We start from the raw sequence: 20,021 nt of genomic DNA, 5'->3' as shown, positions 1-20,021 counted from the left end.
GAAAGTTTACGCGTGTCCCCCGAAACAATTTACAAAAGTTTGTTTATACAAACGCGTGGTTTATTTCGAAAGGAAATGCGAAACCACCTGAGAACCAAACGCAAGTTCAGGCATTCTAAAAACCATAAAGTGGCCTCCAGGGGAGCGATTGTTGGCGGTGTTTCGATCAGTGAACGACCGGCCTTAATCGAAGATCGGGCCGTTCCTGGGCATTGGGAAGGCGATCTCATCTGCGGTTCAAAGAACAGTTACATTGCGACGGTTGTGGAACGCCAATCGAGGTTTACAGTCTTGGTGAAAGTCGATGGAAAAGACACGGAGACCGTTGTGACCGCGTTATCGAAGCAAATGAAAAAACTACCGAACCTTTTGAGGCAAAGTCTAACTTGGGATCGGGGCACAGAATTAGCCGCACACCGAAAGTTCTCAATGGCAACGAACATGGACGTATATTTTTGTGATCCAAGCAGCCCTTGGCAGCGAGGAACAAACGAGAATACGAATGGATTGCTGCGGCAATATTTTCCCAAGGGACATTGCTTGTCAGGATATTCACAGCGCGACCTCAATAGAGTTGCTGAAAAACTTAACAGTCGCCCAAGAAAAACATTGGACTTCGAAACGCCAGCTCATAGACTCGACACGGTGTTGCTGTGACCAATTGAATCCATCGTCTTCAAAAGTAGAATTTTCTCGTAATGTTTTTACAGGAGATTCAAATGAAGAAATCCCGATACACGGACAGCCAGATCATCAATATTTTGAAGCAGGCGGAGGCTGGCACGCCGGTTCCGGAGCTTTGCCGAGAGCACGGTATGAGCAATGCCTGCTTTTATAAATGGCGGGCCAAATATGGCGGCATGGATGCGTCACTGATGGGGCGGATGAAGGAACTTGAGGCTGAAAACAGCCGACTCAAGAAGATGTACGCCGATGTGCAACTTCAAAACAATGTCATCAAGGAAGCCCTGGCAAAAAAGTGGTGAAGCCGTCCCGGCGTCGTGAGATGGCACAATGTGCTGTCAACACGGGGCGGCTTAACATCCGGTCAGCGTGCGCGGCCTTCACGATCAGTGAAAGCAGCTATCGCTATCAGCCGAAGCTGAGCGATGAGAATGCCGAGATTGCCGACGGGTTGATCTTGCTGACGAACCGGCAACGCAACTGGGGCTTCAAGCTGTGCTTTTTGTATTTGCGTAACGTCAGGGGCTTTGGCTGGAACCACAAACGTGTTTATCGGATTTACTGCGAGCTGGCGCTGAACCTGCGGATCAAGCCGAAGAAACGGCTGTATCGGGAAAAGCCGGAACCGCTTGCTGTGCCGAAAACGATCAACGACATGTGGTCGATGGATTTTATGCACGATCAACTCGGTGATGGCCGTAGCTTCAGGACCTTCAATGTCATTGATGACTTCAATCGGGAAGGGCTTGGGATCGAGGTTGATTTTTCTCTGCCAGCGACCCGCGTTATTCGGGCGCTGAACCAGATCATCGAGTGGCGTGGATCGCCCTGTACCATTCGCTGCGATAATGGCCCGGAATATGTCAGTGAATTGCTGGCGACCTGGGCCGAGAAACGTGGCATCGGGTTGCAATTTATCCAGCCCGGCAAACCACAGCAGAATGCCTACGTGGAACGCTATAACAGGACGGTCAGATATGATTGGCTGAACCAATATATTTTTGAAACGATTGACGAGGTACAGGAAGCAGCCACAGCATGGTTGTGGACTTACAACAATGAACGGCCCAACATGGCCATTGGCGGAATAACGCCAAAACAAAAACTTGCCATGGGCATGCCCATGGCGGCTTAAAACATTCTACTTGCAGAGACCATTCAAAAAGGGGGTATTACCGGCGGCTCATGGAAAACTCCTGTGTTTTCCTTCTTGAATCATGCCCAGCCTAAAACACCGTTAACGAGTCTGCCTTTTTGGGAATTGGTATTATGGTGGAATTGTCGTTTACCGAGGGTTGGTCCGGGGTTGCGCGGTGGCCCCTTCGAGATGACCGGCAATCATCCCTGAAACGTCATTGGCGGCCAGTTTTATCGGCACAGCCGCCGGATGGGTCCCCTCGAACCTATTGCGCCCGTTGATCATTCGCAATCAAAACGTCGCCGCCCTGTGGGCGTTCCACCATTCGCCGTCGGGAATGATGAAAAACCCTTATGGAGATCTTCCGGCATATTTTTTTACGCTCGTCCTCGGGTCGGGCATACGCCCTTCAGTTTCATGTCTCCGCCAAATCATCGAAGGCGACGCCGAGGATTTCGGCAATCACGAGCAATTTCTTGCGCGACGCCCGGCGCGTTCCGCGCTCGATCTGGCTGACGTACCCCGCCGACACCCCCGCCTTCTCGGCCAAGGCCTCTTGCGTCAAGTCGCGCCATTCGCGATAGACCTTAACCGGGTTTTCACCGTCGATCAGGCGTTTGACCACATTGTGGGGCACGTGCGCGCCGTCGTCCTGGGCTTGCGCCAGGTCGAACGCCTTGATGTCTTCATCGTCCATATTTTGCGGTTCGCTCATCGGCGGATCTCCTCACTCCTGAGCTTGTCTGAATACCGCACCGACGGGAGGCGCGTCCAATGGAGATTAAACACGGCTGGATCAGGCCCGTCGTTTTTTCCGATCGCGCCCGGGCGATCGCAGCAATGGAAGCCACCACCGACGAATACCGACGGACGACCGGGCCCCGTTTTAACCGATAGAAGGGGGATCGATATGCCGGCGAAAAACCGCGTCCCGGTGACCGTCTGGTTGAGGCCGGAGGAAAAAAGCGAGGTGGTCGCGCTCGCCCGGCAAGCGCGGCTCAGCATCTCGGATCTGGTGCGCCGTCTGGCGACGGGGCGCGCCCTGCCCGACGTCCATCGTCACGAGGCGGTCATCGCCCTGGTCAAGGTCAACGCCGACCAGGCGCGCCTCGGCAACTTGTTGCGCATGGCGCTGAGCGATGCGGATTTCAAACCGCCGGACGGCGTGACCCTGGAGCGCCTTTTCGATACAATCAGAGAAACGCAATCCATCCTGAAGACGAAAATAGAGGAGTTGTAAAAATGATCGAATACACCAAAGAAGAATTGGAACGATTTGCGCCCAACGATCCCGTTCTGGATAAACTCCAGGAGGCAACCGAGCGCGGCGATGAGGAAGCGGAAATCCGCTATTTCCGCCAACTCATCCTGCCTGCGGTATCTCTCCTCGTGATGAAGGAAACCATGGGCGCCGAGTGGGTCGTCGAGCAACGCTTGAACACCAGCGAGGCGGTGCGGGTTTTTGGTGAAGATTGGTTGGAGCGCGACGACAATGACGAACTCGCAAAACGCCTCTACGTCTAAAGCGCTCGCCAGCTTACAACGCAAAATGGCCCGCGAGCACGCCGCCTCCATCGCCCGCGGTCGCACGCCCGAGGCGGAAAAATATCGTTCCGCCCAGAACGCCCTTTTAAAGACCGTCAAGGACATCGGGCGCAGCGGGGATATCGACACCATCATAGCGGCGGAAAAGGCCGTCCTGGACAACGAAAAGCGGCTTTACGGCAACAGTTCGGGGATGAACGCCAGCCTGGACACGGCCATGATGGAACTCTTCGTCGCCAATCCTCTGTCGTTCTTCATGTTGAAAAACAGCTCTCGCATTTGGCCGTCGAGATATTGGGGACGGCAAAATAGGGATCCCCCCTTGGAAGGGATCTCCCCTCGGAAAGGTCACAGGATCGATATTGCCCGGCCCAGGGGTTATATATCCTGAAAAATATGTCGATGAATGTTTTGGAAGCCTTTGGGAGTTAGAGCGAGTTTTGGCGGGGGTTGCCGCATTCTCATACGACTTAACTGGCGCTCGCGCCTACTGACTTCGGTTTCGTCACGCAGGTCGAATTTATTAATTAGAACGCTTGTGCCGGGGTAAACGAATTCATCATATGGAGGATGCATTACCGGCTGGAACCGTCTGGGCTATACGTTTCTTCGAGCCATGCAATTGTCCTCTCAATCGCCTCTTCGTAATTCAAACCTTCAGCGTCCACTTTATCGGCAAAAACGCGCTCCTCATGCGTCAATCTAATCCCCTCTATCGCCATACTCGCCTCGTAACGCAATGCCCGCTCACGAGCGTCATTGGCTTCTTCTGGGGATAATTTAGCCACTTTTTTACTCATCGTGAGATTGTAACATGCCATATCCACTCGCCAAAGCGCCGATACTTTTTTTATCGACACCGTCCACCAGCCGCGCCATTACGGCGCGGGCTTATAGGTCTGCGGATCGGCGAACTTCGCCGGACCGAAAGCGTGCAGCAACAAACTGACGTGCTCGCGAACGCCGTCGAACTCATCGACGACGATGTAAGTGCTGTAGATACTATCTATACCAAAGGCGGGAGCAGAGAATCCCTCATCATCAACGAGTCCGGCCTTTATTCTTTGATCTTCAAGAGCCGCGAGGCGGCCGCCAAGCGGTTTAAAAAAGGACCTCGCGGACAAGACACATCGCGGTATGGTTGCCGCCGTCCTCAAGGGTTCGATCCCCGGCGGTCAGGCCTACGGCTACGATCTCGTGCGTAAATTCGACGAAACCGGCGAACCGATACGCGGATTACGCAATATCAACCCGCATCAGGCCGATATCGTGCGCCGGATTTTCAGGGAATATACCGAGAAAAAATCTCTTAAGGCGATTTGCGCCGACCTCAATTTCGAGGGCGAACCGGCGCCCAAGGGCGGAAAGTGGGTATCCACGACGTTGATCGGCCAATTGGCCCGCAAAACCGGCCTCCTCCGCCAGACCCTGTACAAAGGCGAGGTCACGTTCAACCGAATGCTTTATCGCAAGCACCCGGAGACGGGCAGGCGCCTTTCCCATCTGCGCCCCGAGAAGGATTGGATCAGGGTGCCCGCGCCGGAACTCGCCATTTTCGACGAAGATTACTTCGATGGCGTCCAAAAGATGATCGAGGAACGCTCTACCCTGCGCAAGGAGCGCGCGCTGCTCAATCAAATCCTGACCCTGGAGGAAAAGGCGCAGCGCGAACGGGTTCGCGCCCGGGCGGCGCGGGCGCGTCAAGTCAAGGAACGACGGCACGCCACCCAAATTATGTCGCGCAAGCTGCGCTGCGCCGAACACGACGTCCTCGTATCGCCGGTCCGCCACCATCTTTACAATTGCGCGCACCGTCCCTGTCTCAACAGGAACGTCAAGTACGCGGAACTTATGCCCCTTATCCTCGAACAGCTCCGCCTGTTCGACGCCGCCGCGCTAAAAAGATTCTACCGTTCCCAAAAGAAAAATCGCGCCGCCCTCGCCTCCAAACGCAAGGCCTACGAGCGCCGCCTGACGCGCGAACGCACCGAGATTCAAAGTATTCTTGAGGCCCTCGGTCACCGGCGCCGGAGCGAGGACGTCGGTGCGTATCTGACCGACCGCGAAAAGAGTATTCGCCGCCTTCGCCACGACATCGGTCGGCTGGATAAAAAAATGGACGTCATTACCGAGCCGTCGGCCGGCGCCGACGAGCGAACGGCGGAGGAATTTCAGCGCGCGATCAAACCGCTGTTCGCCCCCGATTTCGATCAAGATGCGGTCGTCGCCGTCCGCCCGTATATCGCGCGCATTTATATTTCGGCTCAGAGCTTCGAGAACAGCAAAATCGTTCTCCGCCGCGTGAAAATCGAATACGATTTCGTGAAAATTATCGAGGCGTTTCGGAAGTAATGGCGGTCCCACTCTTCATTAAACTAAGCCGCATCGTGCAGGGCCTGTGCCACCGCATCGGGCATTTTCACGATGACACGCAGATAGCTTCGCGTCGCACTGTCGGGGACCCGCCGACCCTGCTCCCAATCGCGCAAGGAAGCGGCGGGAATGCCATAGCGCTCGGAAAAGGCGCGTTGCGATAAACCGGTCGCGGCGCGCGCGCTTCGCGCCAGAAGAGCCGAGTAGCCGCGCTCGAACTCGTCGTCACTCAGTGGTGCGTCGGCATCGGGTTCAACGCGGGGTGTCTCGGTAGCGCTTCGTTTCGCGATCATTGGCTTTCCTTACACTGATAATTCTGTGGATATCTCCGCGCCGGGTAAATACGCAAACCCAAACGCGCCCTTCGACCCTACCGTAAGTGACGAACCGCTCCTCGGCGTAATCGAACCTGACATCGAGAATATCCAGCCGCTCGGCGTCCATTAAAATCTGCGCGGCAAAGCTCAGGGCGACGGCATGCTTGCCTTTGTTGGCCTCGTTCTTATCGGGATCAAACTCGATTTCCATACTTAAATTATACGGCAATGCCGTATGATTCTCAAGAAGAATATCATGCCGCCGCCGATATTCTCTCGATCTTAGGCCGTTTCTTCTGCCTGGCCACTTCCAGATTGTAGTGATTTTGCAAGCCGACCCAGAACTCCGGCGTCGTGCCGAAGGCGTCCGAGAGCCGCAAAGCGGTATCGGCCGTAATGCTCCGGTCGCCACCGACAATCCCGGTAAGCCTATTCGTCGGCACCTTTAAGGCGGCGGCAAGCTTATTCGCACTCAAGCCGAGAGGTTCCATAAATTCATTTTTCAAAATTTCACCGGGATGAATGGGAAAAATCATGTCCTATGAACTCCTTCAGTGATAATCGACAATCTCCACGTCGTAAGCGTCCCCTTCTTTCCACTCGAAACAGACGCGATATTGTTGGTTGATACGGATCGAGTATTGACTTTGCCTGTCGCCTTTAAGGCCCTCAAGACGATTATTCGGGGGACACGCCAGGTCTTTCAGTTCCTTTGCCGCATGCACCATAACAAGCTTGCGCAATGCAATACGCTCGAAAGAACGCCACTTCCGATAGCACCTCACTCGTTCGAAAAGCGCTTGAGTTTCTTTGTTGTGGAAGCTCTTGATCATACTTGGATATTACATTATTTTATGGTTTACGTAAAGCATAAAGTTTGCTCGTTTATGATGCAATGATCGCGCTCAAGGATTCCGAATATCGACTTTTCGAGGTGCAATTCCCCGACTTTCGCGCGCGCCGTCATCGCGCGGAGCACGCCGCCGGGGGAGCGGATCGGCGTTTCGGGGTGTTCCATGTTGCGATCGATCACGATCACCGCCACAGCGGCGGCGGCGCGGCCCATGACGGCGCACGCCGCCACCCAAGCCGAACGGCTGATTTCGAGGTGCGGACACAAGCGACCGGCGGCGTCCACCAGGTCGGCGACGTCCAGGCTTCGATCGGCTGGATAAAAAAATGGACGTCATTACCGAGCCGTCGGCCGCCGTCGACGAGCGGACGGCGGAGGAATTTCAGCGCGCGATCAAACCGCTGTTTGCGCCAGATTTCGATCAAGATGCGGTCGTCGCCGTCCGCCCGTATATCGCGCACATTTATATTTCGGCTCAGAGCTTCGAGAACAGCAAAATCGTTCTCCGCCGCGTGAAAATCGAATACGATTTCGTGAAAATTATCGAGGCGTTTCGGAAGTAATGGCGTTGCTATCCCCGCCCTTTTTAGCGGTCAACTCAATTCCCAGGGCTTTCATAACTGCAAGCGTTGTTTTTAGCGTCGGATTTCCGCGTTCGCTGAACGAACGGTAGAGCTGTTCGCGGGAAAGCCCGGTTTGGCCGGCAATTTGAGCCATCCCCTTCGCGCGGGCGACGACGCCCAACGCGTGGGCGATATACCCCGAATCGTTTGTTTGAAACGCCTCGGCCATAAAAATCGTGATCTCTTCGTCGGAAGTCAGATCCTCGGCGGGATCATGGGTCGTCAATTTTTCTACCATTTCATTCACTCCATTCAGCGGCTAGGCGCTTTGCGGTCTTGATGTCCCTCGTTTGTGTGCTTTTGTCGCCACCACATAACAAAACGACAATCTCGCTTCCCCGTTTCTGGATATAGATGCGGTATCCGGGGCCGTAATGAATGCGCAATTCGCTAATCCCTTGGCCGACCGGCTCCGCGTCACCCACGTGACCGTAGATGAGACGATCAAGGCGAGACGCAACCAAAGCCCGCGCGCGCCGCCGCGCCGCCGCCACTTTTGGAAAATCTCGGTCTGCTTGAGTTCGATTGCCATACAGTAATAGTAATTTATAAACTACATTAAGGCAAGAATAAAACTCCGCTCAAAAGAACCAACAGGGGACGGACGGAGATTAAAGTCTGATTTTTAGACGTGCTCGTTATCACTTATCGCTTTGATTGCCGCCTCGGCCAAAAACGCTGACCGCGTTAGATGCTGCGCCTTGGCATGGGCGTCAACACGGCGTAGAACGCTCTCGAGGATCGTGAAGTTCACGCGCACGGCTTTTTCCTTTACTGCGGGCGCATCGACCAAGAAAGCAACCGCCCCGACATTGTGAGGATCGGCCATGATGGTTTCCAGACGAGAAGGCGTTGGAAGCCCTCCACCATCTTCACGTATTCCCTCTATATGCAAAGCCAACGCTTCGACGGCCATATCCTTAGCCTCGTCAAGTGTGGTCCCGGCGGTAACGCACCCTGGAAAATCTGGAAATTCAACGGCAAAGTCGCTTTCTTCCTCTTTGCGCAAGAGCGCGATGTAATGTGCCATGATGGCTACCTCATTTTGACCCCGGCCTGTTTCTCGATGCTCCGAAGCGTACCGATCGGAAGGTCACGCTTGGGATGAGGGACGGTAACCCGTCCTTTTTTCGCGGCATGCTTAAACTGCACATGCGATCCCCGCCGTTGCACTTCAAACCAACCATCGGACTCGAGCCGCTTTATGATCTCTTTACTGTTCATAAACATTATTATACACACAATACTCATTACCACAACAAAATAATGCGCATTAGTGTGTATTATTTTTGCAGAATTTAGGCTACAAGCGATCGCGCTCAAGGATTCCGAACACCGACTTTTCGAGGTGCAATTCCCCGACTTTCGCGCGCGCCGTCATCGCGCGGAGCACGCCGCCGCAATTTTTTTAGCCTGATATATTTCTTGAGGGCGCCAGCCTTCATAGGCTTGTTCCGCCGTCCAAACGTCAACGGCGGCTTGTAAGTTGACCCAAAAGGCCGTCGTCGTGCCCAAAGATTTTGCAATCCGCACGGCAACGTCGGGCTCCAGGCGGGCGTGCCCGGTAACGATGCGGCTGAGGTGTTTTTGGCTGATTCCGATACCCGATGAGAACGTCTTCTGAGATACTTCCCGTGGCTTCAGATAATGATGCTTTAAAATTTCTCCGGGACAGGTCGGCTTTCTGTTGCGCTTTAACATCAGTGGTAGTCCTCTAAATCTAAAATCTCCACATTACGGCCATCGAAAGTGAAGGTAATGCACCAATTGCCGTTAACGTGCATGGCGTACTCCCCCCTTCTCCCACCCTTTAAGGGATGAAAATCTTTAACGCCACTGCAATCATCCAGGGAGGCCACGGCGTCTAGATGATCCATAATCATGACGGCGCCTTTCCACCAGTTCCGGTTTACTTTACGCGACGCCCCAGTCTCAAAAAGTTGTTTTAGACCTTTGTGCCGAATGCCGATAATTGCCAAAACAAGCCCTCTTTATTTACATAAAAGGTAAATTATATAGATCCATCTGTCAATAAAATATTTTACCTGTTAGGTAATTTTAGTGACTGCTTCAGGGCGTCCATATCAGCCCCCCCGCAAAGCATGGCGTTTCATGACGCTTCCCCTTCGTGGCGATCGCGCTCAAGGATTCCGAACACCGACTTTTCGAGGTGCAATTCCCCGACTTTCGCGCGCGCCGTCATCGCGCGGAGCACGCCGCCGGGGGAGCGGATCGGCGTTTCGGGGTGTTCCATGTTGCGATCGATCACGATCACCGCCACAGCGGCGGCGGCGCGGCCCATGACGGCGCACGCCGCCACCCAAGCCGAACGGCTAATTTCGAGGTGCGGACACAAGCGACCGGCGGCGTCCACCAGGTCGGCGACGTCCAGGCTTCGATCGGCTGGATAAAAAAATGGACGTCATTACCGAGCCGTCGGCCGCCGTCGACGAGCGGACGGCGGAGGAATTTCAGCGCGCGATCAAACCGCTGTTTGCGCCAGATTTCGATCAAGATGCGGTCGTCGCCGTCCGCCCGTATATCGAGCGCATTTATATTTCGGCTCAGAGCTTCGAGAACAGCAAAATCGTTCTCCGCCGCGTGAAAATCGAATACGATTTCGTGAAAATTATCGAGGCGTTTCGGAAGTAATGGCGCCGACGTCGGCACCGTTTGCGGTCGATAGTCTGCTGTCACCGTATCGGGTGCAAAAGTTTTTCTAAGCGGCCTTGTCTTCAACGACCAGCGCGCGGCCAAGCAATTTTAACGCGCGCTCGACCCGACTAATGTGCGAGCGATGGTCGGGATCGACCAGCTTACGCACGGCGGACTCGGATACCCCCAATCGCGCCGCCAGCGCCACCTTGGTCATGCGCCTGGCCCGCATGGCGCTATAAAGCGCCAGCTTCGCCGCCACGACGGGCGGCAGGGGGATAAGGTCCTGGCCTTTTCCGGCGGGGCTGGGCGCCGGGATATCCCGGCGGTTATGGACGTATCCGGCCAGGGCGACGGCCAGGGCGTCCTCGGCCAGTTCGATGGCCTCATCTCTAGTTTTTCCGGAGGTTAGGGCTTCGGAGACGTCGGGGAAGGAGACGATAAGCCAGCCCTCATCATCCATGATTATGTTACATGGGTATGCGTAGCGCATTTAAAATTCCTCTTTCCTAATCTTCAACTGTTTAAGCATGGCGTTAAAAAGACCGTTCGGAATCTCGCTGCGTTTTACTGTGGTGTAGTTCGCGCCGACGTAAAGCCTCCCGTGGCTGCCCTTTCCGTGCGCAGGCTCGAACCGAAAATCTCGTCCGGTATTTTTTGCGTAACGCTTGGCGCGTTTTATGAATTCCGTTCCATTCATGATATATATTCGCACTTAAACATGCGATTGTCAACATTAAAATCGGACTTTTATATACGATTTTAAAAACAAAAAAATATTAAAAATCAAATGCTTCCGCGTGCAGGCGCGCGCGAACGCTGTCGGGTATTACCCTAGCCATCGCGATATTTGCGTTTCATGACGCTTCCCCTTCGTGGCGATCGCGCTCAAGGATTCCGAACACCGACTTTTCGAGGTGCAATTCCCCGACTTTCGCGCGCGCCGTCATCGCGCGGAGCACGCCGCCGGGGGAGCGGATCGGCGTTTCGGGGTGTTCCATGTTGCGATCGATCACGATCACCGCCACAGCGGCGGCGGCGCGGCCCATGACGGCGCACGCCGCCACCCAAGCCGAACGGCTAATTTCGAGGTGCGGACACAAGCGACCGGCGGCGTCCACCAGGTCGGCGACGTCCAGGCTTCGCCCGGTGGGATAAATTTCCTCGATGAAGCGATCGCTCGCCGCCGCCACGGCCATCTTGAGGGTGATGTCGCCCGCCCCGCTCGCTACCACCTCTTTCCTGTCGTCCTTATCCCCCGAAGGGCTACCTGTATCTGCCTTAGCAGATTGAGGATTGTTTGTAGGCTGTATGTGGCGGAAGTTTTTGTCCGCCTGGGCGGAAGTATTCACAGACCGTCCACAACGAGAAGCCTGTTCTTCAAGGGCGCTTTCAGGGGAGTCTCCACGGTTGATTTCAGGCGCACTTCCGGCCTCTTTCGCCACCAAGACGGCGTCCAGGTCGGCCTCGATCGCGCGGGCCTCGGCGAGTATCCCGTCCAGGCGCGCCCCGGGGGTATCCGCGCGGACCCGGGGCAAGGCGGCGAACGCCGCGGCGGTCGCGCCGATATCGACGCCACGCTCCTCGACCGCCATGATTTTAAGGTGGATCCGTCGGCGGATCGACGACAGCGCCTTGCGCGCCTTGTCGAAGGCGGCGAGATCGGCGGTTTGGCGGCGTTTGAGATCGGCCAGGCGGTCGTAATGATCGGCCAGCGGCGACAGATCGACACCGTAGGCGGTATCGATCCGGCCGTCGCCATCACGCCACCCGAAGCGGCGGTGATTGCCGATATCGTTCCAGGCGATCAGCCCGAGGGCGTAGAGCTTGGCCTCGCGGTGGCGAATCGCGCGCTCGGTGACGCCGCGCTCGCGCGCCATCTTGCCGACCGATTTATAGACGATCGGGCGGCTCGGCGCCGTCCAATCGATGTCCCGGGTGTGGCTGAGCAGATAGTCGATGTGCTGAACGTCGCCGCCGGTCAGTCCGAGGCGATGGCCGACGTCGCGCAATGGCCATCGGCGGCATCACGCCGAAACAAAAACTGGCTCTGGAAAGGTCCAGAGCCGCCTAACCGTTCTACTTTTAAGGGCGATGGATTCAATTGGTCACAGCAACACCGTGTCGAGTCTATGAGCTGGCGTTTCGAAGTCCAATGTTTTTCTTGGGCGACTGTTAAGTTTTTCAGCAACTCTATTGAGGTCGCGCTGTGAATATCCTGACAAGCAATGTCCCTTGGGAAAATATTGCCGCAGCAATCCATTCGTATTCTCGTTTGTTCCTCGCTGCCAAGGGCTGCTTGGATCACAAAAATATACGTCCATGTTCGTTGCCATTGAGAACTTTCGGTGTGCGGCTAATTCTGTGCCCCGATCCCAAGTTAGACTTTGCCTCAAAAGGTTCGGTAGTTTTTTCATTTGCTTCGATAACGCGGTCACAACGGTCTCCGTGTCTTTTCCATCGACTTTCACCAAGACTGTAAACCTCGATTGGCGTTCCACAACCGTCGCAATGTAACTGTTCTTTGAACCGCAGATGAGATCGCCTTCCCAATGCCCAGGAACGGCCCGATCTTCGATTAAGGCCGGTCGTTCACTGATCGAAACACCGCCAACAATCGCTCCCCTGGAGGCCACTTTATGGTTTTTAGAATGCCTGAACTTGCGTTTGGTTCTCAGGTGGTTTCGCATTTCCTTTCGAAATAAACCACGCGTTTGTATAAACAAACTTTTGTAAATTGTTTCGGGGGACACGCGTAAACTTTCATCGTCTGGATATGTCAGTTTTAGCCAACCCGATATTTGTTCAGGTGACCAATTTTCAGACACTTTACGCGTAACCAGTCCTTTTAAGAGGATGTTTTTAGCAAGAAGGCATGGCTTTGGCCGTTTAGATCGTTGCCAAGCGGCCTTATCGGCATCTGCGGCTCTATATCGAAGGCGTCCTCCATTCTTCTTGATCTCCCGGCAGACAGTAGAGGCACTTCGACCCAGAAAGCTGGCAATCGATCGAATACTTTGACCCGTCACCACGCCTCTCGATATTTCTTCGCGCTCGCCCAAAGATAAAGACCTCGTGGATCGTATTCGATGACGAAGCTGGATCCCGCCGTGGTAGCGTAAATATGAGAATATCGTTGCTGGAGGTTTTTCAATGGCTCGGGCAATCTGAATCATGGGAATCCCATTTTTCCATTCATCCCAAATAACCGCCTTCTTTTGATCGTTCATAGGGGGTGGCTTTTGCATATACCGTAATCCTCATTATCTATAAGGCGTTCAGAGTATGTTGCATCGACCAATTGAATCCATCACCACTCTTTTTCGGGGGTATTACCCCCGTCGAGTTCGAACGGCAGCAAGAAACGAGAACCGAAGGCGTCTAGAAAACTAGGGGCTATTCAATCCTCTAACAATCAGTAATTTTAATACGTTATGGTCTTTTTGATTCTTGAACAAATCACGCTATCGCATCCGTGGAAGCACTGTAGAAGCAAGGGGGATGACAAGGACGGACCAATACTGTATTCCATCGAACCGATCTCCACTCGCATCAGGTAAAACTCAGGCGTAGCGCCAGCGCAGCCAGGGTCGCCGCGAGTACGAGGACGGTCAGCACAATGCCCACCTTGAAGTAATATCCCCATGTAATTGTCATTCCCTTGCGCGCCAGCACGTGCAGCCAAAGCAGCGTCGCAAGCGAGCCGATAGGGGTGATCTTCGGCCCCAGGTCACTACCAATCACATTGGCGTAAATCATCGTTTCTTTCACCACGCCCGTTGCGCTTGTGGCATCGATGGATAGGGCGCCCACCAGTACCGTAGGCATGTTGTTCATGGCCGAGGACAGCAGCGCTGTGAGGAAGCCTGTTCCAAAGGCGGCCCCCCATACACCGCCTTGTGCGAAGTAATCCAGCAGCCTTGCGATATGCTCTGTCAAGCCTTGGTTACGCAATCCATAGACCACGAGATACATTCCCAGCGAGAAAACGACAATTTGCCAAGGCGCTTCACGGATCACTTTGCGGGTGCTGATGACATGCCCGCGCGCAGCAACGACAAGCAACAGTAGGGCGCCTGCGGCAGCCACGGCGCTAACCGGCACGCCTAGCGGCTCAAGGCCGAAGAATCCGATCAGCAGCAGGGCCAGAACCACCCAACCGAAACGAAACGTAGCCGCATCACGAATGGCCTCATTCGGCCGTTTCAACTGATTCACGTCATAGCGCGCAGGGATACTGCGGCGGAAATAGATCGACAGCACGGCCAAAGAGGCAATGATGGCGACAATATTCACCGGAATCATCACCGCAGCGTAGTCATTGAACCCAATATTGAAAAAGTCGGCGGAGACGATGTTGACCAGGTTGGATACGACAAGCGGCAGGCTGGCGGCATCTGCGATGAAACCGGCTGCCATAACGAAAGCGAGCGTTGCCGCCGGACTGAACCCCAGCGCCAACAACATAGCCATAACGATTGGCGTGAGAATCAGTGCTGCGCCATCGTTGGCAAAAAGCGCAGCGACGGCTGCACCAAGCAGGATGATCAATGCAAACAGCAGACGCCCTTTCCCGCCGCCCCAGCGTGCGACGTGCAAGGCCGCCCATTCGAAAAACCCTGCCTCATCGAGTAACAGGCTAATGATGATGATGGCAATGAATGTGGCGGTGGCGTTCCAGACAATCTGCCAGACGACAGAAATGTCACCGAAGTGAACGACACCGGACAGTAACGCCACGACAGCGCCAAGCATCGCACTCCAGCCAATGCCCAGCCCGCGCGGTTGCCAGATCACCAGGACGATAGTGGCAAGAAAAATCAGTAGGGCGGCAATCACGTCAATTCTCTCTTTTCAGTGGGTTTTCGAGTTCTTTAAGAAGGCTTAAGAGGTCAATCCGGGAGATGACGCCGATCACTTTCCCATCCTCCACGACAGGAAGGGACGTTAAGTGGTGATCTACCATCAGCCGAGCTGCAATGGAGGGATGCATGTCAGGCGCGACGCTGTGCACTTCCGCGGTCATTACCTCTGCCGCAGTATGCCCCTCAGCCTTGTCGCGATGCGCCTCCATTGGGCCAAGAAAGGAAACCCAAAAACTCTCCTTCCAAATCGATTCACGGGGTGCAAGCCGTTCGTCTGCCCCCCGGTGAATCAAGTCCTCCGCAGTCACAACGCCGATCAGCCGACCAGCGCCGTTGACCACTGGAACGCCGTTGATGCGATGGGCAAGCAGCAGGCTCGCAATGTCCTCAACCGGGGTGTCGGGCTGAACGGTTACCGGATCGGGCGTCATGAAACTTCGGATCAACATGGTCGATCTCCTGTGCTTGAGGATGGATGAGCGCACGCAGTCGTTCCGCCCCGATCGGTTCTTCCTTCAGAAGCGGGACAACCGCGTAACGGTCCGCATGTTGATTGGCCACGGAGCTGATTTCGCGTAGCTCGTTAGCCGCACGCTGACGCAGCAACGGCGACTTGGCCGAAGCCGCCGCCACGCTGGTGTTGATGATCCAGGCCCATGGCTCGATCCCGGCACGGCGCAAGTCGGCTTGCAGGTTGGCGGCCTCCAGTACCGGCGTCGTCTCCGCCAGCGTGACGACCAGCACCTTCGTTTGCTTCGGGTCCTGCAATTGCATCATCGGCGTCGTGAAGTGCATGCCGGTCTTGCCCACCTGCCGGGTCACTTCGCGGTGATAGGCGCCCGTCGCGTCGAGCAGAAGCAAGGTGTGCCCGGTCGGGGCCGTGTCCATGACGACAAACTTCTTCCCTGCCTCACGAATGATCCTGGAGAACGCCTGGAAGACCGCAATCTCTTCCGTGCAGGGCGAACGCAGATCCTCTTCCAACAGCGCGCGGCCTTCGGCATCGAGTTGAGCGCCCTTGGTTTCCAGCACGTGCTGGCGATAGCGCTCGGTCTCTGCATGCGGATCGATCCGGCTCACGGTCAGATTGTCGAGCGAGGAATTCAGGGTGTCGGTCAAGTGAGCAGCAGGATCGGAGGTCGTCAGATGCACCGGCAAGCCGCGATGCGCCAATTCAACTGCGATGGCGGTCGCCAGGGTCGTCTTGCCTACACCGCCTTTGCCCATCAACATGACAAGCCCATGTTCATCCGCCGCGATGCCGTCGATCAGGTCGGCCACGCCGGGCTCGTCGAGTTCGATCGGGGAATCAGCAGCGACGGGAGCTTGTGGGGGAAGGTCGGTCAGCAACTGCCGCAACGCGTCGAGGCCGACGAGATTAAAAGGCTTGAGTTCTACATGGTCGCGCGGAAGCGCGGTCAACGTAGCCGGGATGTTCTTAAGCGCCGTTTGTTCCCGTTCGTGGATTGCTGCGGCCAGCGGGTCGGTGGCGGCTTCGATGTGAGGTAGGATGCCATTGATGACGAGATGTTGCTTTTTGAGGCCTATGGCAGCCAGTTCTTCGTGGGTTCGGGCTACCTCGCGCAAGGTCGCCTGCTGGGCGCGAGCGACCAGCACCAGCCGGGTTTGCGGCGGATCGGCCAAGGCTTCAACAGCCGCCTTGTACTGAATACGCTGCTTTTCCAGACCGGCCAGCGGGCCGAGGCACGAGGCATCGCCCTCGCCGGCCTCCAGGAAGCTGCTCCACGCGCCCGGCAGTTGCAGCAAGCGGATGGTGTGGCCGGTGGGTGCCGTATCAAAGATGATGTGCTCGTAATCAGCCGTGAGCGCCGCGTTGGTCAGTAGCGCGGTGAACTCGTCAAATGCGGCAATTTCGGTGGTGCACGCTCCGGACAACGATTCTTCGATGCCCTTCACCACGTCATCAGGGAGCACGCCGCGTACCGGGCCGACCAGGCGCTCCCGATAGGCGCTGGCCGCCGCCTCGGGATCAATTTCCAGGGCAGAAAGATGTGGAACCGCCGGAATCGGTGTGACGCGATTACCAATATCAACACCAAATACCTGCCCGACGTTGGATGCCGGGTCGGTACTGACCAGGAGGACGCGCTTTCCGGCTTCGGCCAACTGAATGGCCGTGGCACAGGCAATCGAGGTTTTGCCGACGCCGCCCTTGCCGGTGAAAAACAGAAAGCGGGGAGGAAGTCGCAGAAAATTCATCGTCATTTTTTCCATGTTGTTCAGCAGCAGCCACGCGGGCCGGCGCAGCAACCGCCCGTCGCCAGCTTGGCGGCGTCCGCCGCTTGATCAATGCCGATCCAGAGGGCCAACTCGGCCCGCTTCGGATAACGCCCCGCGAGGGCTACTTCCCCATCGACCAGGATCAGTGGTAGCGCATCCTGACCGGAGCGCCGCAGAAACCCTCGAACGGTCGCATTGTCGGCAAACATCTGTGGCTGCTGCGCTAGGTTGTAGCGCTCGATGTGCGCGCCGTTCTGCTTCGCCCAATCGACATCAGCGGCAAAGATAACCAAAGCTTGGTCAACATCGACGCCGCAGACGCCGGTGCTGCAACACAGCGACGGGTCAAACACTTCGATTTTTTTCATTTAAATTCTCCATCAACTATACAAATGTCAGTCCAAAAAAAACGCCTCAAAGCGCCCCAATCCGATCCAGTTCCGCCTTCAAGCGTGTGCGGTCGTGCGCCAGTTGCGCCAACGGCAACGCGAGGAAGGCCGCGATGCGACGCCGCAAGATACGGTAGGTTGTCGTGAACGCGGCTTCGATTTCCGCTTCGGTCCCTGTGGCATGAGCGGGATCGTCAACGCCCCAATGCGCACGCAGTACCGGGCCAGGATACGCTGGACAGGTTTCCCCGGCGGCATTGGCGCACACGGTGATGACCACATCCGGAGCCAGCGGCAGGTTGTCCCATGATTTACTGTGCAGTCCATCTGTGTCGATACCTTCACGTGCCAAGAGCGCCAGGGAACGCGGATGGACCGTCCCGGTCGGCTGACTTCCCGCGCTCATCGCTTTCCAGCCTATCGGAGCCAAGTGGTTGAAGGTCGCTTCCGCCAAGATAGAACGGCAGGAGTTACCGGTACAAAGAAACAGAATATTCATGTTGTCGCTTTTGCCGGAGTGGGTGACAAGGGCGGCAAGAGTTCCTCTGAACACATCGAGGCGGTACGCAGTTCAAGGCATTGATCGGGGCTACCCGAACAGCATTCTTCGGTGAGATACGCGATCAAATCCAACATTAAGTGGATGTTCGCTCGGTAACGTTGGAAGCGGCCCTCCTGCTCAACCGTCACTAGGCGAGCCTGCGACAATGCCTTGAGATGAAAGGAAAGGTTGGCCGGCGGTACATCCAGCGCGTTAGCAATCTCGCCTGCCACCATGCCGCCCGGCCCCTTCTTGACCAACAGCCTGAACACGTCCAAGCGCAGACCCGAGGAGAGAGATTCGAAGATTGATGTTGCGGCTTTCTTTTCCATATTCAAATAATACTACAACTATCAAAACGATGCAATCATATCGTCGTGTCCGATTAGGCTATGGATCGCTTGGCGCGCCCCGTCGCCAGACGGCGCTCCAGCTCCGAGACATTGAGCCGCGCTTGCCGGGCGAGCGCGGCCAGTTCATCTTTCTCTTCCGGGGTTATCCATGCGCCGATCAAGACGCGGTTTTTCGCCGGCATATCGATCGCCCTCTATCGGCTAAAATGGGGTCTGGTGGTTTTTGTCGAGCGATGGCAGGGGGACGAGACCCTCAACCGGGACACCCAGTTGTAGGGTGAGGCCTTTCGTCGCACCGTCCGTGAGTAAGGTTTCACGGCGAGCCTGAACCACCTTGACCGTAACGTTGCGCTGATCCCAAGTTTCCCCTTGAAGCTTTTTAGGATCGAGCCGCGGGGTTTGCTCGTATATCGGCGCGGACTGACAGACCGAGCCGCGTTTTATATCCTGAAAATCGACCGGCGGCATCAGCTTGGAAAAGTTTGAGATCAAACGCGGCAATATCACTGAAACCACCCTCGATCGGGGGTCGGGTCCTATGATTCAGCCTTTGCGACGCCATTTTTCTAAGGATTGACGGTTTTTGGCTCTGAAATAATTTAGGAAGGGATCCGGGTGGTCCGAAATTCTGGTGTGGATTCCACCGCGAAGTCGGGGTCGCTAATTTTTTTATCGCGTGATTTTTGCGTTGTGCGCGACTGTTGTCGGCGGAAAGTTCCTGTCGCCATTGGGGGGCATTTGGCGTTCGGAACGGACCTTGTCAAGGTCGCGAAGAATACACAAGATTTAATCTTGTGTGGGGGCATTATGTTGTTGCGGATCCGTTGTTTTTGATCCGGTCGCGAAAATCAAACAGCCATTTTAGGTTGCGTTCGATTTGGGAAATGTCGTGATCCAGCCACGCGACCAAAAAGCCGCCGTCGTCGGCGTGATGGGCGCGCAGGTCTTCGATGCGGGCCAGTTCGGTTTGCGCCGCCTCGATCAAAAGTTCGGCTTGGTCGTTTTGCTCATCGGGGTTCAGGAGATTGAGGAAACGGAATTTTAGGGTCACGATCAGCTTGTTGAATTCGCTGGCGCTAGAACGAATGCTGGCGGTCATCAAAAGGCGCAGTTCCTGGCGGCCTTGTTCGGTAAGCGCCAATTCGGCGTCGTCTTCCATGCCGGTCCCGGTGACCGCTTCGACCAGGCCTTCATATCTTAAAAGTTCGACGGAGGTCCCCATAACATCGAGGGAAGGCCCCGTAATGCGGCTGGTGAAATGCCGAATGGCGTTCGCTAGAACGCTGTAGCGCATCGGTGATTTGGACTGTGCCAAGGTGCCTAAGGCACACAGTCGAACCGCTTCTTTGGGGGTCAGTGTGTTATCGGCGTACATGACGTTTCGATGAGCTTCTCGACGGTTCCAAGGGCGCGCGCGCAAAGGCGGCGTTTCACGCTTCGCGAA

35 protein-coding genes (1 of these 35 running past the window's edge) are annotated in these 20,021 nt (G+C 55.6%); 9 read left to right on the top strand and 26 right to left on the bottom strand.

Features of this window, described 5'->3' with window-relative positions; genetic code table 11:
• Together P3M64_RS05210 and P3M64_RS05205 are read left to right on the top strand one after the other, a co-directional pair.
• On the top strand, positions 1-657 hold the 3' portion of the coding sequence (locus tag P3M64_RS05210) for an IS30 family transposase (protein ID WP_132940198.1). Its footprint begins 483 nt before the window's first position; only the last 657 of its 1,140 coding nucleotides appear in the window; its start codon lies beyond the left edge, outside the window; its stop codon occupies positions 655-657.
• 62 nt (positions 658-719) lie between these two features.
• A protein-coding gene (locus tag P3M64_RS05205; RefSeq protein WP_276157064.1) for an IS3 family transposase occupies positions 720-1,819 on the top strand; the annotation gives its coding sequence in 2 pieces (ribosomal slippage) (positions 720-981 and positions 981-1,819; 1,101 coding nt in all).
• A 418-nt stretch (positions 1,820-2,237) separates the two neighbouring features.
• On the opposite strand, the gene P3M64_RS05200 is transcribed toward P3M64_RS05205, so the two are convergent.
• Positions 2,238-2,537: a helix-turn-helix transcriptional regulator gene (locus tag P3M64_RS05200; RefSeq protein WP_132940156.1), complete on the bottom strand. Its 300-nt coding sequence runs from the start codon at positions 2,535-2,537 to the stop codon at positions 2,238-2,240.
• A 195-nt stretch (positions 2,538-2,732) separates the two neighbouring features.
• On the opposite strand from P3M64_RS05200, the gene P3M64_RS05195 reads away from it, so the two are divergent.
• From P3M64_RS05195 to P3M64_RS05185, 3 genes are read left to right on the top strand one after another with little or no spacing between them, the layout of a single operon-like run.
• Positions 2,733-3,062: a plasmid mobilization protein gene (locus P3M64_RS05195; protein ID WP_132940157.1), complete on the top strand. Its 330-nt coding sequence runs from the start codon at positions 2,733-2,735 to the stop codon at positions 3,060-3,062.
• A gap of 2 nt (positions 3,063-3,064) precedes the next feature.
• Positions 3,065-3,346 carry a hypothetical protein gene (locus P3M64_RS05190; protein ID WP_132940158.1) on the top strand — a complete coding sequence of 94 codons (282 nt, stop codon included), beginning with the start codon at positions 3,065-3,067 and terminating at the stop codon, positions 3,344-3,346.
• Positions 3,315-3,758: a hypothetical protein gene (locus tag P3M64_RS05185; RefSeq protein ID WP_132940159.1), complete on the top strand. Its 444-nt coding sequence runs from the start codon at positions 3,315-3,317 to the stop codon at positions 3,756-3,758. The genes P3M64_RS05190 and P3M64_RS05185 overlap by 32 nt, the downstream gene beginning before the upstream one ends.
• A 184-nt stretch (positions 3,759-3,942) precedes the next feature.
• Here the strand turns inward: P3M64_RS05185 and P3M64_RS05180 are convergent, their stop codons facing one another.
• Positions 3,943-4,167, bottom strand: a complete 225-nt coding sequence (locus P3M64_RS05180) for a hypothetical protein (protein ID WP_132940160.1) — start codon at positions 4,165-4,167, stop codon at positions 3,943-3,945.
• Positions 4,168-4,299: 132 nt separating this feature from the next.
• On the opposite strand from P3M64_RS05180, the gene P3M64_RS05175 reads away from it, so the two are divergent.
• The gene (locus tag P3M64_RS05175; protein ID WP_322111246.1) at positions 4,300-4,572 is read left to right on the top strand and encodes a BRO-N domain-containing protein; all 273 of its coding nucleotides are present in this window, start codon (positions 4,300-4,302) and stop codon (positions 4,570-4,572) included.
• Positions 4,505-5,719: a recombinase family protein gene (locus P3M64_RS05170; RefSeq protein WP_132940161.1), complete on the top strand. Its 1,215-nt coding sequence runs from the start codon at positions 4,505-4,507 to the stop codon at positions 5,717-5,719. The genes P3M64_RS05175 and P3M64_RS05170 overlap by 68 nt, the downstream gene beginning before the upstream one ends.
• A gap of 23 nt (positions 5,720-5,742) precedes the next feature.
• Here the strand turns inward: P3M64_RS05170 and P3M64_RS05165 are convergent, their stop codons facing one another.
• From P3M64_RS05165 to repC (P3M64_RS05145), 5 genes are read right to left on the bottom strand one after another with little or no spacing between them, the layout of a single operon-like run.
• Positions 5,743-6,033, bottom strand: a complete 291-nt coding sequence (locus P3M64_RS05165; RefSeq protein WP_132940162.1) for a helix-turn-helix domain-containing protein — start codon at positions 6,031-6,033, stop codon at positions 5,743-5,745.
• On the bottom strand, positions 5,993-6,268 hold the full coding sequence (locus P3M64_RS05160; RefSeq protein ID WP_132940177.1) for a BrnT family toxin: 276 nt from the start codon (positions 6,266-6,268) through the stop codon (positions 5,993-5,995). Before P3M64_RS05160 ends, P3M64_RS05165 begins: the two co-directional genes overlap by 41 nt.
• Positions 6,269-6,311: 43 nt before the next feature.
• Positions 6,312-6,593 (bottom strand): HigA family addiction module antitoxin, encoded by a 282-nt coding sequence (locus P3M64_RS05155; RefSeq protein ID WP_132940163.1) that lies wholly within the window; start codon positions 6,591-6,593, stop codon positions 6,312-6,314.
• Between the two features lie 15 nt (positions 6,594-6,608).
• Positions 6,609-6,890 (bottom strand): type II toxin-antitoxin system RelE/ParE family toxin, encoded by a 282-nt coding sequence (locus tag P3M64_RS05150; RefSeq protein WP_132940164.1) that lies wholly within the window; start codon positions 6,888-6,890, stop codon positions 6,609-6,611.
• Between the two features lie 26 nt (positions 6,891-6,916).
• Entirely contained in the window at positions 6,917-7,195 is a 279-nt protein-coding gene (gene repC / locus P3M64_RS05145) for a replication initiation protein RepC (RefSeq protein WP_165886414.1), read from the bottom strand.
• A gap of 41 nt (positions 7,196-7,236) precedes the next feature.
• On the opposite strand from repC (P3M64_RS05145), the gene P3M64_RS05140 reads away from it, so the two are divergent.
• Positions 7,237-7,473: a hypothetical protein gene (locus P3M64_RS05140; protein WP_132940166.1), complete on the top strand. Its 237-nt coding sequence runs from the start codon at positions 7,237-7,239 to the stop codon at positions 7,471-7,473.
• Here P3M64_RS05140 and P3M64_RS05135 read toward each other — a convergent pair.
• From P3M64_RS05135 to repC (P3M64_RS05105), 7 genes are all read right to left on the bottom strand, one after another.
• A complete protein-coding gene (locus P3M64_RS05135; RefSeq protein WP_132940167.1) occupies positions 7,451-7,771 on the bottom strand; it encodes an addiction module antidote protein in 321 nt (106 codons plus the stop codon). The two genes, P3M64_RS05140 and P3M64_RS05135, sit on opposite strands and share 23 nt — an antisense overlap.
• Before the next feature lies 1 nt (position 7,772).
• Positions 7,773-7,958 (bottom strand): type II toxin-antitoxin system RelE/ParE family toxin, encoded by a 186-nt coding sequence (locus P3M64_RS14460; RefSeq protein WP_322111248.1) that lies wholly within the window; start codon positions 7,956-7,958, stop codon positions 7,773-7,775.
• Positions 7,959-8,158: 200 nt separating this feature from the next.
• Positions 8,159-8,563 carry a type II toxin-antitoxin system HicB family antitoxin gene (locus tag P3M64_RS05125; RefSeq protein ID WP_132940168.1) on the bottom strand — a complete coding sequence of 135 codons (405 nt, stop codon included), beginning with the start codon at positions 8,561-8,563 and terminating at the stop codon, positions 8,159-8,161.
• 5 nt (positions 8,564-8,568) lie between these two features.
• Positions 8,569-8,757 carry a type II toxin-antitoxin system HicA family toxin gene (locus P3M64_RS05120; RefSeq protein ID WP_132940169.1) on the bottom strand — a complete coding sequence of 63 codons (189 nt, stop codon included), beginning with the start codon at positions 8,755-8,757 and terminating at the stop codon, positions 8,569-8,571.
• A 153-nt stretch (positions 8,758-8,910) separates the two neighbouring features.
• Positions 8,911-9,234 (bottom strand): HigA family addiction module antitoxin, encoded by a 324-nt coding sequence (locus P3M64_RS05115; protein WP_132940170.1) that lies wholly within the window; start codon positions 9,232-9,234, stop codon positions 8,911-8,913.
• Entirely contained in the window at positions 9,234-9,512 is a 279-nt protein-coding gene (locus tag P3M64_RS05110) for a type II toxin-antitoxin system RelE/ParE family toxin (RefSeq protein WP_243644894.1), read from the bottom strand. The genes P3M64_RS05115 and P3M64_RS05110 overlap by 1 nt, the downstream gene beginning before the upstream one ends.
• A 131-nt stretch (positions 9,513-9,643) precedes the next feature.
• A complete protein-coding gene (gene repC / locus P3M64_RS05105) occupies positions 9,644-9,907 on the bottom strand; it encodes a replication initiation protein RepC (RefSeq protein ID WP_165886415.1) in 264 nt (87 codons plus the stop codon).
• A 41-nt stretch (positions 9,908-9,948) separates the two neighbouring features.
• Between repC (P3M64_RS05105) and P3M64_RS05100 the strand changes: the two genes are divergently transcribed.
• Positions 9,949-10,185: a hypothetical protein gene (locus P3M64_RS05100; protein ID WP_132940172.1), complete on the top strand. Its 237-nt coding sequence runs from the start codon at positions 9,949-9,951 to the stop codon at positions 10,183-10,185.
• Between the two features lie 67 nt (positions 10,186-10,252).
• Here the strand turns inward: P3M64_RS05100 and P3M64_RS05095 are convergent, their stop codons facing one another.
• The 12 genes from P3M64_RS05095 to P3M64_RS05040 all read right to left on the bottom strand — a co-directional run bounded on the left by P3M64_RS05095 (position 10,253) and on the right by P3M64_RS05040 (position 19,952).
• The gene (locus P3M64_RS05095) at positions 10,253-10,681 is read right to left on the bottom strand and encodes a type II toxin-antitoxin system HicB family antitoxin (RefSeq protein WP_132940173.1); all 429 of its coding nucleotides are present in this window, start codon (positions 10,679-10,681) and stop codon (positions 10,253-10,255) included.
• A gap of 364 nt (positions 10,682-11,045) precedes the next feature.
• Complete coding sequence (gene repC, locus P3M64_RS05090) at positions 11,046-12,200, bottom strand: plasmid replication protein RepC (RefSeq protein ID WP_132940175.1); 1,155 nt, start codon at positions 12,198-12,200, stop codon at positions 11,046-11,048.
• 96 nt (positions 12,201-12,296) lie between these two features.
• Positions 12,297-13,436, bottom strand: coding sequence for an IS30 family transposase (locus tag P3M64_RS05085; RefSeq protein ID WP_132940198.1), 1,140 nt, complete (start codon positions 13,434-13,436; stop codon positions 12,297-12,299).
• 304 nt (positions 13,437-13,740) lie between these two features.
• Positions 13,741-15,027: an arsenic transporter gene (locus tag P3M64_RS05080; RefSeq protein WP_132939677.1), complete on the bottom strand. Its 1,287-nt coding sequence runs from the start codon at positions 15,025-15,027 to the stop codon at positions 13,741-13,743.
• A 1-nt stretch (position 15,028) separates the two neighbouring features.
• The gene (locus P3M64_RS05075) at positions 15,029-15,502 is read right to left on the bottom strand and encodes a CBS domain-containing protein (RefSeq protein WP_132939678.1); all 474 of its coding nucleotides are present in this window, start codon (positions 15,500-15,502) and stop codon (positions 15,029-15,031) included.
• On the bottom strand, positions 15,441-17,324 hold the full coding sequence (arsA, locus tag P3M64_RS05070) for an arsenical pump-driving ATPase (RefSeq protein ID WP_456119833.1): 1,884 nt from the start codon (positions 17,322-17,324) through the stop codon (positions 15,441-15,443). Before arsA ends, P3M64_RS05075 begins: the two co-directional genes overlap by 62 nt.
• Positions 17,294-17,662, bottom strand: coding sequence for an arsenite efflux transporter metallochaperone ArsD (gene arsD, locus P3M64_RS05065; protein WP_132939679.1), 369 nt, complete (start codon positions 17,660-17,662; stop codon positions 17,294-17,296). The genes arsA and arsD overlap by 31 nt, the downstream gene beginning before the upstream one ends.
• A gap of 46 nt (positions 17,663-17,708) precedes the next feature.
• A complete protein-coding gene (locus tag P3M64_RS05060; protein ID WP_132939680.1) occupies positions 17,709-18,182 on the bottom strand; it encodes an arsenate reductase ArsC in 474 nt (157 codons plus the stop codon).
• Positions 18,179-18,556: an ArsR/SmtB family transcription factor gene (locus tag P3M64_RS05055; RefSeq protein WP_132939681.1), complete on the bottom strand. Its 378-nt coding sequence runs from the start codon at positions 18,554-18,556 to the stop codon at positions 18,179-18,181. Before P3M64_RS05055 ends, P3M64_RS05060 begins: the two co-directional genes overlap by 4 nt.
• Positions 18,557-18,609: 53 nt before the next feature.
• Complete coding sequence (locus P3M64_RS05050; protein ID WP_165886371.1) at positions 18,610-18,759, bottom strand: plasmid mobilization protein; 150 nt, start codon at positions 18,757-18,759, stop codon at positions 18,610-18,612.
• A 19-nt stretch (positions 18,760-18,778) separates the two neighbouring features.
• Entirely contained in the window at positions 18,779-19,084 is a 306-nt protein-coding gene (locus P3M64_RS05045) for a hypothetical protein (RefSeq protein WP_132939682.1), read from the bottom strand.
• A 298-nt stretch (positions 19,085-19,382) separates the two neighbouring features.
• Positions 19,383-19,952, bottom strand: coding sequence for a hypothetical protein (locus P3M64_RS05040; RefSeq protein ID WP_132939683.1), 570 nt, complete (start codon positions 19,950-19,952; stop codon positions 19,383-19,385).
• Positions 19,953-20,021: the final 69 nt, after the last annotated feature.

Source organism: Varunaivibrio sulfuroxidans (assembly GCF_029318635.1).
Classification (GTDB): Bacteria; Pseudomonadota; Alphaproteobacteria; order Rhodospirillales; family Magnetovibrionaceae; genus Varunaivibrio; species Varunaivibrio sulfuroxidans.
This window is presented reverse-complemented; position numbering and strand designations above follow the sequence as displayed.